Here is an 18,230-nt window from a genome sequence, read left to right as displayed (position 1 = left end):
ATCACACGTGCGGCTTGCCGCGCCCGTGCGCCAGCTCGCGCAGCAGGTCGAGCTGGATCTGCTGCACCTCCATCAGCTTGGTCGCGTGCTGATGCAGCAGGTAGTCCATCTTTTCGTGCAGATGGCGGATTTCGAGCTCGGCCTTCAGATTGATTTTGTAGTCGCCCTCCGCGTGCTGGCGGTCGCGCGCCTCCTGCCGGTTCTGGCTCATCATGATCACCGGTGCCTGCAGCGAGGCCAGAAACGACAGCATGAGGTTCAGCAGGATGAATGGATACGGGTCAAAGGGCTGCTTCAGCAGCACCCCGGCATTGATGACAATCCACAGGGCCAGAAAAAGGCAAAACGAGATGATGAACGTCCAGCTCCCGCCGAAGTCGGCGATCTTGTCCGCCAGCCGCTGGCCAAAGGTGAGTTGCTGCACCTCCTCCGTCTCGGAAAGCGGGCGTTCGCTCAGCACCTCATGTTTGTGCAGGCTTTCCACCACCTCCTCATCCAGTTTCGTCAGATCACCCACCTGGGTTTCCAGCAAATCGCGCATGTATTCCAGCCGCGCCGCGTTCACGGTATCCAGGCTCACCCGGGAGTCGTCGGCCAGTTCTGGGTGACGGACGCGCAGGGTATGCGCAATGTTGGGGCGCAGCTCCCGCAGGACGAAAAGCTTGGTGATTGGCTGTGACTTGCCGGTGACGGCACACACGCCTTGCTGGGCGGTTTTTGGACGGGTGGACTCCATGTCTGACAATACATCTGCGCAGCATTCGTCATTCGGAATTCGTCATCTGCCATTTTCCGCCTACTCTCCTCGCCCGTTTTCGCTCCATGCCGCACATCAGTTATCCTCCAGACCTGCCCATCACGGCCCGCCGTGACGAGATCGTCGCGGCCATTCGCCAAAATCAGGTGGTGATCCTCGCGGGCGAAACAGGCTCAGGCAAAACAACGCAGCTTCCCAAGATGTGCCTCGAAGCCCTGCACGATGTGCGCGGCCAGATCGGCTGTACTCAGCCGCGGCGTGTCGCTGCCATGAGCGTGTCCAAACGCGTCGCCGAAGAACTCAATGTTCCCTGGGGCCGCGAAGTCGGCTGCAAGATGCGCTTCAGCGACGACACCAGCCGCGACACCCGCATCAAGTTCATGACGGACGGCATCCTGCTGGCCGAGATCCAGAGCGATCCCATGCTGCGAAACTACTCCGTGCTCATTCTCGACGAAGCGCACGAACGTTCCCTGAACATCGACTTCCTTCTCGGCTACCTCGTGGGCCTGCTCAAAAAGCGCCCCGACCTCAAGCTGCTCGTCACCTCCGCCACCATCGACACGGAGGCCTTCTCCGCCGCCTTTGGTGGCGCGCCCATCATCGAAGTCTCAGGGCGCATGTTCCCCGTGGATATTCGCTACGCGCCGCTCTCGGGAGGTGAAGACGACTTCGGCTTTATCGACGGTGCCGCCGCTGCCGTCGAAAACGCCCTCATCGAAACCGACGACGGTGACGTCCTCGTCTTCATGCCCACCGAGCGTGACATCCGCGAAACACGCGATCTTCTCGATGGCCGCCTGGGTTCCGGCTTTGAAGTGCTCGCCCTCTTTGGCCGCATGGCCTCGGCCGAGCAGCAGCGCATCTTCCAGCCCGGCCGAAAACGTCGCGTTGTCATCGCCACCAACGTCGCCGAAACATCCATCACCATTCCGCGCATCCGCTACGTGGTGGATACCGGCCTCGCACGCATCAGCCACTACAATCCACGCACACGCACCAAGCGCCTGCCCGTCGAAGCCGTGTCGCAAAGCAGCGCTAATCAGCGTGCGGGCCGTGCGGGCCGTGTGCAGGACGGCATCTGCATCCGCCTCTACTCACAGGAGGATTTCGAGAAGCGTGATCGCTTCACCATGCCGGAGATTCAGCGTGCGAACCTCGCCGAGGTCATCCTGCGCATGAAGGCCTACAAGCTCGGCGAGATCGAAGACTTCCCCTTCATCAATCCGCCCGTCAGCGCTTCCATCCGCGCAGGTTACGATTTGCTGCACGAACTCGGTTCACTCAGTGAAACGCACGAGCTCACGCCCCTCGGCCGTGAACTCGCCCGCCTGCCGCTGGATCCCACCCTGGGCCGCATGCTGTTGCAGGCCCGCACTGAAAAAGCCCTGCCTGAACTTCTCATCATCGCCGCCGGCCTCAGCATTCCCGACCCCCGCGAACGCCCCGAAGAAAAACGCGAACTCGCCAATGCAGCGCACAAAGCCTTCGCCGCACCTGAGTCCGATTTCATCACGCTGCTCAAGATCTGGAACGCCACCCCCGAAGCTTCGGGCGGTTCGCGCAATGCGCTGAGAAAGTTCTGCAAAACAAACTTCCTCTCCTTCACCCGCATGCAGGAATGGCGCGATGTCTGGAAGCAGCTCTGCGATTCCTTCAGCGACGATCTGCGTCAGCAAACGCCACCCGCGACCGACGACGCCATCCATCGCAGCATCCTCGCCGCGCAGCTTGGCCACGTTGCGATGAAGGAGGAGCGCAATCTCTATAAGGCTGCGGGCAATCGCGAAGTCTCCGTCTTCCCCGGCTCCAATCTCTACGAACGCCGTGAGAAAAACGGCAAGGGCAAGCCCGGTCAGGACAAAGGCCGCCAGCCGCCGTGGATCGTCGCCGGTGAGATCGTCCAGACCTCGCAGCTCTTTGCGCGAACCCTCGCCAAGGTAGATCCCAACTGGATCGCCGAACTCGGTGCGCATCTCTGCCAGTTCAAATACAGCGAGCCGCATTGGAATCTCAAAGCCGGGCGCGTGCTCGTCACGCAGCGCGTCCTCATTCACGGACTGGAGGTGAAGCGCCAGCACATCGACTTCCTCAAGGTGGATGCCGTCGCCGCCACGCAGATGTTCATCCGCGCCGCACTCATCGACAGCCAGGAGGTGCCCATCACCCTGCGCTTCTACGCGCACAACAACAAGCTGCGCCAGAAGATCGAAACGATGCTCACCCGCGTGCGCAGCAATCGCGTCTACGCCATCGAGGAGCGCCTATTCAATTTCTATGACGCGCGCATCAAAAACGTCTCGTCCATTCACGACCTCAACCGCTTCGTCAAAGAGCGCATCGACGAGCAGCCAAACTTCCTCTGCGCCACCGAGCAGGAACTCACCGCCGGTGAAGAGTTCGAGGCCGACCTGCAGATGTTCCCGGATCAGGTAGCCCTCGGCAACACCGCGCTCCCTCTCACCTACAACTACCAGCCCGGCGAAGAAAACGACGGCGTCACCGTGCGCGTACCCGCTCAGCTAGCCGGTCATCTCACCAGCGGCCAGATCCAATGGATGGTCCCCGGCATTCGCGAAGAACTCGCCAACGTCATGCTGCGCGCTTTGCCCAAGGTGATTCGCCGCCAGTTGATGCCCATCGATCCCAAGGCCCGCGAAATCGCCGCCGAATTTGATCCCGGCCGCGAAGCCTTCCTGGACGCTCTTGCCGATTTCATCACACGCCGCTATCGCATCCAGGTGCGTGCCGAAGACTGGCCGCCGCAAAGCCTGCCCGCGCATTTGCAGCCGCGCGTCGAAGTGCTCGATCCCAAGAAGAACACCGTCATCGCCGCCAGCCGCGATCTCGACACCATCCGCGGCAGCATGCAGAAGCAGGACCTGCGCTCTGATGCCTGGGACAAGCTGCTGCCACGTGTCGAACGCTTCGCGCTCAAATCCTGGTCCTTCGGCGATCTCCCTGAAACCATCGTCGTCGAAGAACTCAACGGCACTCCCATCCTCGGTTACCTCGGCCTCGTCTTGCGCGAGGGAGAGATCGACGTCCGCCTCTTCCGCACCTCCGCCGAAGCCGCACGCACCACCCCCGCCGCCGTTCGCCAGCTCGCCGAGAACACTTTGAGCAAAGATCTCGCCTGGCTCCCCAAAGAACTCCGCAGCATCGGCGGCGCCACTGCCAAACCGCAGCAGCCCGCCAGCTTTCAGGCCGCCCTCACCCAGCTCAACGCTCCCGCTTCCGCACCCGCATCAAATCTCTCCCAGCAGGCCCACGAGCACATTCTCGCCTACATGCTGCGCTTGCAGCCAACCTTCCCGCTCACCGAAGAGCGCTTCTTCAAACTTTGCGAAACCGTCCGCCGCGATCTCCCCACCGTCACCCATCGCGTCAAAACTCTCTTCACCCAGATCCACGACCTGCGCGCCAAACTCCTCGCACAGCCCAAGCGCTACCCCGGCCTCGAACAGGATCTCGCCCGCCTCATTCCTGCCGATCTCCTCGCCACCACACCGCACGAGCAGCTTCAGCATCTCCCGCGTTATTTAAAAGCCATCCAGATCCGCAACGAGCGCTGCCTCGCCAATCCCGCCAAGGACATCGAGAAATACAACCTCATCGCCGACTTCGACGGCTGGGAGTCCCATGTTCCCAAATCCCAGCACGAAACCTTCCGCTGGATGATGGAAGAATACCGCGTCCAAGTCTTCGCCCAGGAGCTCGGCACCGCCCAGCCTGTAAGCGTAAAGCGTCTGCAGGCCATGTGGGTGTAGCGTTTACGCGCTGCGTTTCTTCACCTCTTTGCAGCGGCGGTCATAAGTCTTCACATCGCCCGCATCAGTAACAGTAAAGTTGCCACCCGATACACTGCGAACCGTGACACCAATGGCGCTCAGGCTGCCCAGTCGTTCACAGTCCTGGTCATAAGTGCGGATCCACCCGCCCTCCACTGTGACAAAGAAGTCGGAGGTATATCCAGCCAGCTCCACCCGGTTGTTGGGCATGCGCCCGACACATTCGCTGTTTTCATCATAAACCCAGATCTGGGATTCTTTGTTCTCGATATTTGAAATGGCCATGGGGTGCCACCAACCAAGCACGGGCCCCCCGTTCAGTGAAGAACAAACTGGCTTTTCATGACGTTGGTATGCCGATGAAATTCGCTGTTCTGTTTACCGCCCTGGCATCCGTCTCCCTCCAAGCCGCCCCCGCCCTGATCCTCCACCACGGCAAGGTCATCACCGTCGATAAAAATTTCCGCATCGCCGAAGCCATCGCCATCGATGCAGATGGGCGCATCACAGCTGTGGGAACGAACGATGAAGTTCTCGCCACAAAAGGAGCAGACAGTCAGGTGATGGATCTCAGCGGCAAAACGATTCTGCCCGGCCTCATGGATTCCCACGTCCACCCAGGCGCGGCGATGACGGAGTTTGATCACGAGATTCCCACCATGGAAACCATCGCCGACGTGCTCGCCTACCTGAGTGATCGCGTCAAAGTCTCCAAACCAGGGGATCTCATCAGCGTCCGTCAGATCTTCATCACACGCCTCGAAGAGAAACGCTACCCCACTCGCGCAGAGCTCGACCGCATCGCTCCCAACAACCCCGTTGTTTTTTCCACCGGCCCGGATTCCATGCTCAACAGCCTCGCTCTCAAGCTCGGCGGTTACAGCCGTGACTACAAAGTGCCGGCAGGCAGCGCCGGCAAAATGGAGGTGGATGCCACCGGTGAACCCACCGGCCTTCTTCGAAGTCTCAGTCACAACGTCAAAGCGCCCACATCGGCCAAATCCGCCACAGCAGAGGACACCTATCGCCGCACCGTCGAATTGTTCCATGACTACAACTCCGTCGGCCTCACCACCGTGGCAGACCGCGATTCCAGCCTCAAGCAGTGTGAGCTGTATCAAAAGATGCTCACCAAGGGCGATCTCACCGTGCGCATGCGCCCCTCTCCCGGCATTCCCAGCATGAGCCTCTGGCCCGCCTGCGAAAAAGCCATCGATGAAGTCATTCAGCATCCGCTGACCAAAGAAGACCCCATGCTGCAAATCATCGGTACCAAAGTCTATCTCGATGGCGGCATGCTCACCGGCAGCGCATGGATGATCGAGCCCTGGGGCATCAGCGAAGCCTACGGCATCAACGATCCTCAATATCGTGGCGTGCAAAAAATCACGCCAGAACGTCTCAAACAGCTCGTCGAAAAAGTCACCGCCTCCGGACTCCAATTCACCGCGCACAGCGTCGGCGATGCCGCCGTGCAGCTCCTCATCGACACCTGCGAAACCGTCGATGCTCAAAGCCCCGGCAGCGTCCGCGCCGCGCGCAGCAGCGTCACCCACTGCAACTTCATGCACCCCGACTCCATCGCCAAGGCCGCCAAACTCGGCGTGTGCATCGACCTCCAGCCCATCTGGCTCCACATGGACGGTCGCACCCTAACCGGCCACTTTGGCGAGTCACGCATGGCGCGCTTCCAACCCCTGCGCGCCTGCTTCGATCAAAAGGTGATTGTCGGCGGCGGCAGCGACCACATGCAGAAGATCGGCTCCTTCCGCAGCATCAATCCCTACAACCCATGGCTCGGCATGTGGACCTCCATCACCCGCAAAGCCCGCAAACTCGACAAGCCTGTGCACATCGAAAACGCACTCACTCGCGAAGAAGCCCTGCGTCTCTACACCAGCAACAACGCCTTCCTCCTCAAGTCCGAGAAAAACACCGGCAGCCTCGAACCCGGCAAGCTCGCCGACATCATCCTCGTAGACCGCGACCCACTGACCTGTCCCATCGACGATCTCGTTCAAACGCAGGTCCTCAAAACCTGGCTCGGCGGCAAAGTCGTCTTCGAGAAAAAGTGAGCGGCCTCTAGAGCCCATCATGCGCTGTAAACGTTCCCAATGTAGAACGAACATCCATGTTCGTTCTCCTTCCGGATCCCGAAGGGATCAAAGAAGTTAGCCAGGGGTAAACTCGCGAAGCGAGTGCCACCCCTGGACCCCATGCAAGCTTAGGCCCTTTTCAAGGTCGCATGCCGAAGGTATGCCAGAAATGTACTTTCTCGCATCATCTATGCCACTACCTCTATCCGGCTCGTCCCACCCGCACCGCGCACCACGCGCACTTGTGTGGTGAGCCGGTCTTTGAGCAGTTCCACATGCGAGATCAAACCGATCGTCTTCCCTCGTGAGCGCAGATTTTCCAGCGCACTCAGCGCTATCTCCAGCGTCTCAGAATCGAGCGTGCCAAAACCTTCATCAATGAAAAGCGAATCAATCGGGTGATGCCGGCTCGCCAGTTCGCTCAACCCAAGAGCCAGGGCGAGACTCGCCAGGAAACTCTCTCCACCCGACAAACTCTCCATCGGCCGGTCCACATTCGCCTGATATAAATCGACGATGCGCAAATCGAGTTCATCACCCTCCGCAGCCATCAGCCGATAGCGCTCCGCCAGCGTTTTCAAATGCTCGTTCGCCAGACCGATCAGCTGCCGCAGCGTGAGAGACTGCGCGAAGCGCGAGAACTTCGCACCATCTGCCGAGCCGATCAGTTCCTTCAGTCGCCCCCACCGCAGCGCCTCGGCCTCCGCCGCCTGCAATTCAGCTCCACCAGCTTCGCGCCGCTTCCGTCCTTCATCATCATTGCGGATCTGTTGCTCCAGCGAGCCGAGTTCCGTGCGCTTGGTCGCAAAGGCATCGTTCAATCGCTGCGCGTTGTTCTCCAACTCGCTCAGGGACTCCACGTCCAGCACGTTCTGCCCTGCAAACGGCTGCCGGCGTATTTCGAGCTGTTCCAGTTTCGCCATCGCCGCTGCGATCTGGGTTTGCAGCGCATTCAGTTTTGTCTCCACCTCACGCCAGATTTTTTCTGCTGTCGCAACGCGCCCTTCATGGTGCTGACGATCTTCACTGAGCGTCTTGCCTCCGAGCAACTCATTCAATTGCGCCTTCAACGCATCCGCCTTGGCACGCAATGTCACACCTTCCGCCTTCAACTCTTCCAGGCGCTTCGTCTTCGCCGCCTGTTCCTGATGGGCAAGCTGGATGTCGCTTTCGATCTTCTGCCGCTCTCCGCGCTTTTGGGTGGCTTCCTGCTGTTTTTTTGAGAAGGCCATTGCGCGTTTCTCAAGCACATCAAGCTCCAGCTCTGCGGCATCTGGCGCAGCAAAGTTGCCCAGCTGCTGTGCAACCGGGCTGCTTTGAATCACGCCGCGCCTCTGCTTCTCTTCATCACTCCACTGCTCCAATATTCCATCCGTTGGCGCCTCCAGCTCACTCACGCGCTTCTGGATCTCCGCGACTCGCTTCCGCTCCGCCACCACCTCCGCTTCGTTCTTCGTCAGCTCACGCTCCAGCGCCACGAGGTTCTGATTTGCCTGCTCATGCTGCTTCTCCAACGTCGTGAGCAGTCTCCGTGCAGCTTGAAGCTGCGATTCAAAATTCGTTTCACCCTGCGCAAATGGATGTTCCAGTGCTCCGCAAAGCGGGCAGGCCTCGCCCGCTTTCAAATCTTGCCGATGCTCATCAAAGCCCGCCACTTGCTCGGCATGTCGCGTCAGCTCCCGCTGGGCTTCCAGAGCTTTGGCGAGTCGTTCCACCTCCGCGCGATCCTTCTTCGCCTTTGCGGTCCTTTCGGCACCTTGTTTGACCAAAGCCACCGCAGCCGACTCCGCTTTGGCTAAGTTCTGCTGGAGCGCCAGCGCCTCCGCATGGCGCTTCCGGCCTTCGGCGAGTTTTTCAAACACACCACGCCATTCGCGCACAGCCACACGCAGTTTTGGTAAAGTTACTCCGAGTTCTGCATCCCCCGCGTTTTTCTTGAGCCACGCTTCAAGAGCCTGCGTCTCATCAGCATGTGCCGCGAGCGCCTTCTCGGCGGCCTCGCGTCGCGCCGCTGCCTCCTTTTGTTCCTTCGCCCACGTTTGATACATCGCACGGCTCTCGCCGAGTTGCCTTTCAAACTGCTCGCTCTGCGCAGCCATGCCTGCCGCCTGCTCCCACACCGGTTCGCGTTTCGCGCGTTGCTGCTTCGCCTCTTCAGCAGCAGCCTTCGTTTTGGAAACTTCAGCACTCAGTCCAGTCTGCGATTGCTGCAGCGCTTGATGCGATGCGGTGATCTTCGCCATTTCTGCCGCGATGCCTGCATGCTCGCGCTGGTCCCGCAGTTGCTGTGCTGCCGCTTGGCTCTCGGTTTGGAGTCGTGCGGCATTGGTTTGGGCCTCAGCAAGACTGCCTTCCAGATGTACGCGGCTTGCATCGTCCAGCACTGTCACCGCGCCGAGGCGCTCCTTCAGCGTGCGTGCGGCTTCATCCTTCGCCTTGTGGGTTTCAAAGGCCAGCATCGACAGATCGCTGTAAATCTCTGTGCCTGTGATCTTCTCCAGCAGTTCCGCACGCTCGTTCGGCTTTGCTTTCAGAAACGCCGCAAACTGCCCTTGAGCCAGCAGCACCGAGCGCAAAAAGCGATGCACATCCAGGCCGGTCTTATCCTCGATGATTCGATCCATCTCCGCTGCCTTCTCGGCCAGAATTTCTCCGGTTGTCGCATTGGCCAGACGTCGCTCCACGGGTTGCAATCTTCCATCCGCCTTGCCACGTGCACGCCGCAGCCGCCAGATTGCCCGCAGCGTTTCACCGCCCGTCTCAAAATCCACTTCGGCCAGGCATTCCGCCGTGTGCCGGCTCATCATCTCATCCGCCCGGTCATTGCCATAGCGCGCCGCACGGCCATACAGCGCCAGCGTCATCGCATCCAGCAGGGTCGATTTCCCCGCACCCGTCGGCCCCGTGATCAAAAACACCCCCGCCGCGCTCAGTGGCACCGCATCAAATCGCACCTCATGCATTCCGCTGAGTGAGTTGAGATTCTGAAGTCGAACGGCTAGGAGGCGCATGAGTGCAAAATATTTTAGCTGGAGAATGGAGCTCAGCTTTATCTCGATAGCAGTTTTTCAAAAAGCCTGCTCCAAATGCTCTTGGGAGGTGCAGGATATGTTTCAGCGGGTATTCCAATCAGCGCTGGGCCGCTGAGCACCGCCCCATTGAGATTTGCTCCAGCATTCAAAGCATTGCTGACAGTGTTGGTCATGGAGCCCCTCGCAGCAATATTCAGGAATAACTCCTGGGGGCCTGCATGATGAATGCGCTGGGCTATCTTTATTGCTTCAACAAAAATGGGTTCTTCGGCAAACTTGAACTCGAACCACTTCCCTTTGGCATTCTTGGCTGAGAAGGTGGTTGGAAGTATGATTTCGGAGGAAATATGCCCAACAAGTACCATTCCGAATGCTTCCGCGATCCAGTCTATCAAGCGGCGGGCCAGCATTTTATCCTGGGCAAGCGACAACACTTCAGATTCAATCTCATCGTTGGTGATGCCCGTTCTTCCGAGAATAGAAACGGCCTGCTCGACTAGTTCGACTGGGATGGCATTCATGACTTTCTGGCTTGTTTAAGCCGATGTGATTGCCTCCCGCATCGCCAGCAGCTCATCAAACACCGCACTCAGCTCCTCACCATCAATCTGCTTTTCCTTCAGCAGTTCGCGGAAAACCTCGCGGGGCTGGAGTTCGCTGAGAGCAGGGCCGGTATGCTCCCAAGTGGAGGCCACACTCTGGGGCAGGTCCGCGAGAACTTTCAAAACTTCAAAGCGCCCGCCCGCAGCTTCGCGGATCTGACGGTCAAGATCGGCCTCCGGGGAATCGAGTTTCACCGTGACCTCTGCCCAGCTTGCCGCAGCAACCTTGTCCAAGTCAGCAGCCAGTGTGGCACGACTGACACTGACACGGGTCAGCAGCCGGGTGGCTGGGATCGAAAGCGTCTCGATTTTCATCCCCTCGGTATCGAGCACAACGACCGATTTTCTGTCCGCAGCTTCAGAGAAGCTAAGCGCCACGGGGGAGCCGCTGTACCTCACATGTTCAAGCCCCGCGACCCGCTGCGGTTTATGCAAGTGACCCAGCGCGGTATAACCAAAGCCCTCAAACACATCCGCGCCCACAGCGCCTAGATTGCCGATGTGGATGTCACGCTCGCTGTCGCTGGTACTCGCGCCGAGCACCGTGAGATGCCCCATCGCGATGATGGGGCGTTTGCCCGCCAGCGCACGGCATGAGCCAAGCTGCGCGGCATAGTGATCACGAATGGCGGCACGCACCTGGCTTTGTACATCCGTCATCGCCTCACCCACGGCGGCCTGCCTCAGATCGCGTTCTCGCAGGAAAGGCACGGCAGCGACGACGGCCTCGCCGAGATCCACGATGTTCTCACCCGCATGGCCAAAGACATGCACCTCGAAGCGCTTCAGCAGTTCACGCGGCGCATTGAGATGCGAGGCGGAGTCATGATTGCCGCCGGTGATGACGGCTTTCACCGTGCGCAAATCGGCAAGGCGTTTGAGGAAGTCGAAATACAAGGCCACAGCATCCTGCGGCGGATTGGCTGCATCAAAGACATCCCCGCTTAGCAGCAGCGTGTCGATCTTCTCGGTGCGCAGTGTCTCGATGAGCCAGTCAAGAAAGGCGGCATGCTCCGGCAGGCGGTCACGCTCGACGAGTCGGGCGCCGAGATGCCAGTCAGCGGTGTGGAGGATGCGCATGCTGTTGAATAGAAAGGGGGCTTGCTCCTGCAAGCACCGTCATCAACAAGAGTCCGTTGGGCGTTCAGCTCACTGATGTGCCCGCAGCAGGGCTCAGTTCCGATTCAGAAGTTTCCGCACTTCATCTTCAGAGTACGCGCTTTTTTTACCTTCGCCCCGGTCGTTGTAGTTTTCGATGATCTTCGGCGCCTTGCCGAGGCTTTTGGAGCGCGTCAGGGCGGACCCGGTTTTGAATTGATTGTCTGCCCCGCTGAACAGGCTGTCGCCTTCGCGGGCCTTCTGGTTGCCAAAGCGGGACTCGCCGGCTTTAAAGCTGTTGTTCTTGCCGAGGGCCTGTTTGTCTCCCAGCGCGTAGGTCATGTCGAACTTTGCCTTTGATTTGCCGTACACGCTCTGGCTTGTCTTGAACACCTTCTGCCCGGAAAACGAATTGTTTCCGGCGAAGTTTTTGGAGTGATGCATCTGCTTTTGAAAATACGAACCTGCGCTCCCTTTGGAAAGCTTCGGGTCAGTCATGTATTTTTCGTACTGGCTGCGCTTGGTCATATCCACTCCCGAAGTGGTGCGCTGCAGCAGCTTTTGTTCGGATGGATCCACCTTTTTCTTTTTCGTAGTGGTCTTGGTGGAGCACTGGCACAGGACAACGCCTGCGCTGAGGCAGATCAGAAGTCGCAGGGTTGAATTCATGGCTGAGTCGTGGTTTTGGCAGTCGTCTGCCGGGTGAGGAACAGGATCTCCTGCTTCACACCTCCCGGCAGGCGGAACTTTGGCAGCTCCGTTTCGATGTTCGTTAGTCTGCCCCAGCTTTGGTAGAGTTCAAAGATCAGTTTTGCCGACTCTACCGGCATCGTCCAGTTCATGCGCATGAGAAAAATCTCCGCCGTTTCAAATTCCTTCCGTCGAATCAGAAAGCGTGCCTGCGCGGCAAACAGTTCAGGCTGCAGCGCGGCGGTGTCTTCCAGTCGCTGCAGAGCCGCCCCCAGCAGCTCATGGGCGAGTTCTGCATGGCCGGTGTCCTCAAAAGCCTGCGCCCACTGGATGGTCTGCGCTCCGCCGGGGAAGGTCAGCCGCAGCGTCTCGCTAAAAAGTTCCTTCACCGCCGTTTCATCATGCAGGGCATGCGCCACGCGCACGGCCAGCGGCAGCTTGCGTCCCTGCTCGCGGAATGTCGGAATGCCGGCCACGATCTCACAGGCGTCCCAGGCCCAGGCCGCACGGCCCGCCTTGAGCATTTCTTCAGCAGCCATCTCGATGCAGGTCCGGTCTTTCTCCTCCACCTTCTGCCAGGCACTGATGAAATCCTCATGCGCTTCCTGCGGCAGTCCCTCCGTGAAGGCGCTCAGCGCCAGCGCGGCCAGCGGTCGGTCCGTGCCCGCCCGCGCCTCGGTGCGCAGCATCGCGGCCCAGCCTGCGGCCTGTTTGCCTTTGGCCAGTCCTTTGAGCCAGCCGTGCATGTCCTTGAGCGTATCTTGATCCCTGGTCGTCGTGCGGAACAGCGCGGCGATCTGCGCCCGCCCGCGTTCGGGCGCCCAGTCAGCCGCTGCCGCCAGCACCTTGAGCTGTTCCAGCCGCAGTGTGAAACGTTCATGGTCACCCTTGATGGTGCGGTCCGCCTGCGTGAGCAGGTTCAGCGCCTCGGCTGCACGGTCATGAGTGCGCAGCCCCGTGGCCAGCGCCACCACGCAGGGCAGGGATTTGCGTTCGACACACAGCGTCATCAGATCCCGCACATCATCCCAGGCACCCGCAGCGGTGGCGATCTGGCAGCGCAGTTTCAGCAGGTCCTGAGCTACAGGGTCCAGTGGCTCGGCGAGAGGCACCTCACGCAGAAGCTTCAGCGCGGCCTGGGGTTGTGCGAGTCGCTGCAGAATCTGACCCCGATGCAAACTGGCCTCGATGTCGAGATCCGTGCCTGCCTGATCATTCGCCACATAGCATGCGTGCAGACGATCCCAGGCGGAGAGCGCCGCCTGATCGTTCTGCATGCGCTCCTGCAGCAGGCCGAGTTCACGCAGGTAGGAAACCTCATGCGGGCGGCGGCGTTCGAGCACCTGGGTAAACTGTTCGCGGAAGCCCTGACGGCGCAGCTCATCCACATTGAAATTACGCGCGAGGAACAGCGCATGCTTCTCGCGCAGCGTGTCATCACCCGGTTGCGGCGGCTTGAGCGGAGGTTCGGCCAGCAGCAGCTTCAATGAAAAGCTCAGCCCCGGCTCGATCTCCATCGACGTTTCACACACGCGCAGCAGCCACAGCGCATAGTCGGGATTCGACGGCGCACGGTCTGGCAGCATGCTGTAAATGTCGATGGCCTCGCGCACAAAGCCCGCGCTCTCCAAACGGCTGCCGAGGTTGCCGAGTGTGTCCACTGAGTGCTCTGTGCGAAGATCGACCGCGGCCAGATGCTCGCGGATCAGCCTCCGTCTTGTGGGATAGTCCACGGCACGCAGCCTGCCCAGCAGGTCATTGATGCGCCATTCGCCAAATTCCGAATCCGAGCGTGGGCCCAGCATCGTGGCCCCGTAGTGCTTGGCCAGGGTGGCGTTCGCGTCTTTAACCACACCGCCGATGCCCTGCTGCACCAGCAGCGCCTCGATCTCCCGCGTTTCCTCCCACAGGCTGCGCAGATGCGGGGGTTCTTCATAGCGTGACGATCCTTGGGGTAGCAGGCTGCCTTTGGCATCCGTCATTTCACGCTGGGAGATGAATGGCCCGGAAAGAAACCGGCCCAGTGATTCGCCACCGGTTTGATCCGCACCCGACAAGCCCGCCACCGCCGCCTTGCGAATGGCCGTCAGCGCTGAAGGCTGGGTGCGTTGCAGCCTGCGCCAGGCATCCTGCAGCGCCTCTCCGCGTTGCTGCTCAGAGCTGGTCATGCGGCTCAGTGAAGACAGGCTCAGCAAAAAGGGATCGTAGGTGGTCCGGTAGTTTTCTGCGGACACCGGGCCGCGCACCGCCACATCGAGGTACTGCCGTGCCAGATCCCAGCGCTCCGCGCTTTCCGCGATGCGTGCGAGAAACAGCGAGTAATCCATTTCCATCTCCGGTGAATTGATCGGCAGGCTCGCTCCGAGTGCCAGTGCCTCCTCATACCGCTGCTTGTCCTGCAGCTTGCGGGTCAGTTCCACGATGGCGGCGTTGCGCAGCACCCGGCAGTTGCCTAACTGAGCGAGGCTGCTGGGTCGGAAGCGGAAACTGTTCACATCCACCAGCATCGAGACACAGGCCTGCAGCAGGCTGGCCCGTGCCTTCAGCACTTCAGGCGACCAGCCTTTTTCACTGGCCCAGCGCACGGCCTCATCCATCCCATGGCTGTGAAGCATCAGCCAGAGCGCCGCAAACTGCGCCTCCAGCGTGGTGGTGTCTGGCAGCACCTTCTTCAGCACCACGCGAAATTCCACGCCTGCGCCCGCATAAAACAGTGCCCAGAGTTTCTCCACTTCATTCGCCTGTTCACTGGTGCTCCATTGATGGATCCACTCGTTAAGTTTCTCCCCACCATGGGAGTTTCGCAGTTTTGCCAGCTCTTCAATCGCCCGCAGTCGAACCAAAGCAGCGTCTTCCGGCAGTTCAGCAAACTCTGCTCTTGGCTGGCCAAGGAACGCTCGCAGTGTGTCCAGTTCCTTGCGCTCCAGACCAGGGGCGAGATCTAGCAGCGAGACAATGTCCCCCGTTGTCACGCCTCCGCCCGTGCGCCGCGTGTCCGTCAGCGGCAGTGGGGCACGCACGCCAGTGGTAGGATAATTGGAGGCCTTCACCGGCGTGGCCAGCACCGCCTGCAGCTGCTTCTCAGCCTCTGTTTCATCGGCAAATCGCAGGCACTTCAGCGCCAGACGCAACCGCGCACGGCCATCCCACGAGCGCACCTGGGTCATCTGCTCATACACTCTGCGTTCCGCCTCATCTTGTCCGGAGCTTTGATAGTACTTCGCCAGTTCCTCCAGCGCTGTCGCATCCTGGGCAAACCGGCTCTCAAGGCGCCGCCTGACGCGGTCTGCCTCAGTGATTTGAAATGTCTGTTCCAGCAGTTCCACCAGCCGTCGCGACTCGGCCGCGATCTCTTTAGGCGGAGCCACTGCTGCGATCTGTTTCTGGAAATAAATGGCCGACTTCAGGTCCGCCACCTTCAGCGCAGCATCACGCAGTTGATCCAGCGAAAACGGCGTATCCGGCGCGGTGTAATACGCCTGCTTCATGCTAGCAAAGGCTTTCACATGATCGCCACCGCGCTCATACACCTGAGCCAGCGCCTCATGATAAAATCCGTCAAATGGATGCCGCTGCACACGCTCCAGAAGTGCGTGCTCCAGCAGCTTCAGGCGGTCGCGCATCACACTCGGTGCCAGTTCGCCGCCGCTTGCGTCAGAAAACGTCAGCCGGTCGATGCAGCGTCTCAGCACTTCACGCCGGCGTTTCACATCGGTCTCACGTTCCAAAATCTGCGCCTGCACCTCCACGTGGTCCGTGATGCGATGCTGCCGCAGCAGAATGTCCGCATAATTTTCCAAAAGCGGTATCGCTGCCGGACCTTCGATCCGCTTCACCGCCTGCTTCCACAGTGCTAGCGCATCATCCGCACGGCGTTGCAGGAAATAAATCTGAGACAGCGCGGAGAGCAACTGCCCTGAGTCTGGAAACTCACGATACGTGCTTTCCAGCAGCTTCGCCGCAGCCATTCCAGGTGGCGGCAGGGGATTGTCGCTCTTCCATCCGGGGCTGCTCGTCTCCGAGTCCACTCGCCGCTCCGACTCCATCAGCAGTTCCGCCAGTCGCAGAGTGTACCGAACGCGTCCCGCAGCATCCAGCTCAGAGAGCCGCCGCAACTGCCGCTCCATCAGCGCATAGTTTTCATCCTCCTGCGCCAGATCCAGTTTTAGCTGCTCCACAACCAGCGAAGCGGGCTGTTTTTTCTCCGTCACAGGATCAAATTCCAAAGCATTCAACAATTGATAAGCATCTTCGAACTGGCTGGTCCGCACCGCCCACCAACAACCGCGAAACCTCGTGGCTTGGGCGTCTTTGGATTTGGGATCAATCTTCCGTGCGCTGGAAATGACTTTTTGTGCGAATTCCAGCACCCGCTCCGGCAGCTTTTCACGCTTCGTGCCTTCGGTGTCATCGCTCGCGAAGCCCGTGCCGGTAAATGCATCGGGCAGCTTGAACTCACCGTTCGTCACCGGCTTGACCGCCGTCTTCGTGTCGCCCATCAGGATCGAGAGCATGCGCTCATCCACATCCACGCGCTCCTCGTCCGTCGTGCTGGCATGCCAGGCCTTTTCGATCCATTCCGCAGCCTCGTCATTCTCGCCCTGTTCGGCGAGCAGTTCCGCCAGATGCAGCCAGGCGCCACGGCTTGCACCAGGTTTCGAAACTGCTTCACGTGCCAGGATGATCGCGCTGTCGAGGTTGTTGCTTGCCGCCAGGAAGGTCGAGGCGTCACTCAGCCGCTTCTGCCGTTCCTCCGGAGTGGGCGCGCTTTCGGTAAATCCGTGCAGCAGCTTGTCTTCCGACACCACATCACGGCGTGCGCGGAAAAATGCCGCCAGATCAAAGACTGCTTCTGCTTTTTGTGGATCGCGCTCCACGCGTGAGCGGAGGATTTTTTCAATGACGGCGTCGAGCGCCCGGGTTTGAGCAAAACTCAAAACCTGCTTTTCCACGTCGGTGGAGCTTTGCATTTCGAGCAGCTTCAACAGGCGCTCTTTTGCACTGTTTGCATCTCCGTTGCGCAAATCGGCCTCGCAACGCAGCAGCACAATGGTAGGAACATCGCTGCCGTCGTTTTTAATGCGCTCATCGAGCAGCTTGGCGGCCTCTGCGGCACCTTCGTGATCCAGCAGGGTTCGAACCAGCTGCCAGCGGTAATCTTCCACCTGGGGCACTGCCTGGACCAGGGCGCGAAGCCAGCGCACCTGCTCATCGGGTTCGACGGTCAGTTCAAAGAAACGGGAGGCATCCAGCAGGGTCTGTTCTGAGGGAGGGGAGGCCTTGGCGGCTTCCACCAAGGTCTTGCGGAGATCCTCCAAGGTTCCAAAGCGTTCATGCAGCCGCACTCGCCTGCGGAAAAAATCAAAATAACGACCGTCTCGGAAGTGCAGGAGGGCCAGCCCGTCGGTGAGCGCTTTGTCAGCTTTGGCGAACTGATCGGCGTGTTCGTAGATGCGGGCCAGGTCGTAGAGCGCATCGAGTTTGCGCTGGGGGTCTTTTTGATCGGCGAGCTTGGAGAAGAAATTCGCTGCACGTTCTGGAAAACCGGCCTGCAAAAGGAGCTGCGCCACCTGGCGGGCGAGGTCGATGTCCTGCGGCTTTTGCAGCGCGGCGCGCTCATATGCGTCGGCTGCCTCTGCATTTCTTCCACTTGCCATGGCCATGCCGCCCAGTTCAATCCACATCTGGGGGGCCTGGGGATCATCGGCTGGGGTGAGTTCAGCGGCTTTTTTGATGAGGGTAAAAGCCGTGGCGGGGTCGGAGAGTTCGCGGGCGACTTCGGCGCGTGATTTGAGAAGGATGAGGTTGTTGGGTGCGGCCTTGAGCAGATTGTCGTAAAGCTGTGCAGCGCGTTTCAGGTCGCCGCTGCGGCGGATGAGGTGGGCTTCGACGATTTTGACGGCTTCAAACTTGGACTTCTCGGCCTGCAGGGAGACGTTTTCGACGAGGAGCTTGGTTGCGTCATGTTTCTCATAAAGGGCCCAAAGGAGGTCCAGGACGCGTCCATATTCCGGTTGTTGCACCAGAAGGGAGAGATATTCATTGGCGAGCTTTGTTTCGCGCTCGGCCCAGGGTTTTGAGGTGGTTTGTGCGTTGATTTTCAACGCCAAAGCGAGGGCCAGCGCCCCTGCAAGGCACCGGAATCTTCGGAACTGACGCGGCAT

Annotated in this window: 9 protein-coding genes; 2 read left to right on the top strand and 7 right to left on the bottom strand. The window is 59.8% G+C overall.

Features of this window, described 5'->3' with window-relative positions; translation table 11 throughout:
* Nucleotide 1 precedes the first annotated feature (1 nt).
* Nucleotides 2-736: a DUF1003 domain-containing protein gene (locus AC3RLQ_RS17205; protein WP_493029907.1), complete on the bottom strand. Its 735-nt coding sequence runs from the start codon at nucleotides 734-736 to the stop codon at nucleotides 2-4.
* On the opposite strand from AC3RLQ_RS17205, the gene hrpA reads away from it, so the two are divergent.
* Entirely contained in the window at nucleotides 718-4,527 is a 3,810-nt protein-coding gene (hrpA, locus tag AC3RLQ_RS17200) for an ATP-dependent RNA helicase HrpA (RefSeq protein ID WP_493029906.1), read from the top strand. The genes AC3RLQ_RS17205 and hrpA overlap by 19 nt on opposite strands.
* Nucleotides 4,528-4,530: 3 nt before the next feature.
* Here hrpA and AC3RLQ_RS17195 read toward each other — a convergent pair whose 3' ends face one another.
* Entirely contained in the window at nucleotides 4,531-4,833 is a 303-nt protein-coding gene (locus AC3RLQ_RS17195) for a hypothetical protein (protein ID WP_493029905.1), read from the bottom strand.
* Nucleotides 4,834-4,907: 74 nt separating this feature from the next.
* On the opposite strand from AC3RLQ_RS17195, the gene AC3RLQ_RS17190 reads away from it, so the two are divergent.
* Nucleotides 4,908-6,623, top strand: a complete 1,716-nt coding sequence (locus tag AC3RLQ_RS17190) for an amidohydrolase (protein WP_493029904.1) — start codon at nucleotides 4,908-4,910, stop codon at nucleotides 6,621-6,623.
* Nucleotides 6,624-6,832: 209 nt separating this feature from the next.
* Here the strand turns inward: AC3RLQ_RS17190 and AC3RLQ_RS17185 are convergent, their stop codons facing one another.
* The 5 genes from AC3RLQ_RS17185 to AC3RLQ_RS17165 form a co-directional block, all read right to left on the bottom strand.
* Entirely contained in the window at nucleotides 6,833-9,655 is a 2,823-nt protein-coding gene (locus AC3RLQ_RS17185; RefSeq protein ID WP_493029903.1) for an AAA family ATPase, read from the bottom strand.
* A gap of 38 nt (nucleotides 9,656-9,693) precedes the next feature.
* Nucleotides 9,694-10,197 carry a hypothetical protein gene (locus AC3RLQ_RS17180; RefSeq protein ID WP_493029902.1) on the bottom strand — a complete coding sequence of 168 codons (504 nt, stop codon included), beginning with the start codon at nucleotides 10,195-10,197 and terminating at the stop codon, nucleotides 9,694-9,696.
* 15 nt (nucleotides 10,198-10,212) lie between these two features.
* On the bottom strand, nucleotides 10,213-11,358 hold the full coding sequence (locus tag AC3RLQ_RS17175; RefSeq protein ID WP_493029901.1) for an exonuclease SbcCD subunit D C-terminal domain-containing protein: 1,146 nt from the start codon (nucleotides 11,356-11,358) through the stop codon (nucleotides 10,213-10,215).
* 93 nt (nucleotides 11,359-11,451) lie between these two features.
* A complete protein-coding gene (locus AC3RLQ_RS17170; protein WP_493029900.1) occupies nucleotides 11,452-12,045 on the bottom strand; it encodes a hypothetical protein in 594 nt (197 codons plus the stop codon).
* Nucleotides 12,042-18,170 carry a tetratricopeptide repeat protein gene (locus AC3RLQ_RS17165; RefSeq protein ID WP_493029899.1) on the bottom strand — a complete coding sequence of 2,043 codons (6,129 nt, stop codon included), beginning with the start codon at nucleotides 18,168-18,170 and terminating at the stop codon, nucleotides 12,042-12,044. The genes AC3RLQ_RS17170 and AC3RLQ_RS17165 overlap by 4 nt, the downstream gene beginning before the upstream one ends.
* Nucleotides 18,171-18,230: the final 60 nt, after the last annotated feature.

It is taken from the genome of Prosthecobacter sp. GW821-HT29F12 (assembly GCF_058803405.1).
Note: the sequence above shows the minus strand (reverse complement) of the source record. Positions and strands in the feature narration are given on the sequence as shown.

Excerpts from the sequence above, each read along its gene's own strand:
- AC3RLQ_RS17205 (WP_493029907.1), bottom strand. The coding sequence starts at position 736 with ATGGAGTCCACCCGTCCAAAAACCGCCCAGCAAGGCGTGTGTGCCGTC.
- AC3RLQ_RS17195 (WP_493029905.1), bottom strand. The coding sequence starts at position 4,833 with ATGGCCATTTCAAATATCGAGAACAAAGAATCCCAGATCTGGGTTTAT.
- AC3RLQ_RS17190 (WP_493029904.1), top strand. The coding sequence starts at position 4,908 with ATGAAATTCGCTGTTCTGTTTACCGCCCTGGCATCCGTCTCCCTCCAA.
- AC3RLQ_RS17185 (WP_493029903.1), bottom strand. The coding sequence starts at position 9,655 with ATGCGCCTCCTAGCCGTTCGACTTCAGAATCTCAACTCACTCAGCGGA.
- AC3RLQ_RS17180 (WP_493029902.1), bottom strand. The coding sequence starts at position 10,197 with ATGAATGCCATCCCAGTCGAACTAGTCGAGCAGGCCGTTTCTATTCTC.
- AC3RLQ_RS17175 (WP_493029901.1), bottom strand. The coding sequence starts at position 11,358 with ATGCGCATCCTCCACACCGCTGACTGGCATCTCGGCGCCCGACTCGTC.
- AC3RLQ_RS17170 (WP_493029900.1), bottom strand. The coding sequence starts at position 12,045 with ATGAATTCAACCCTGCGACTTCTGATCTGCCTCAGCGCAGGCGTTGTC.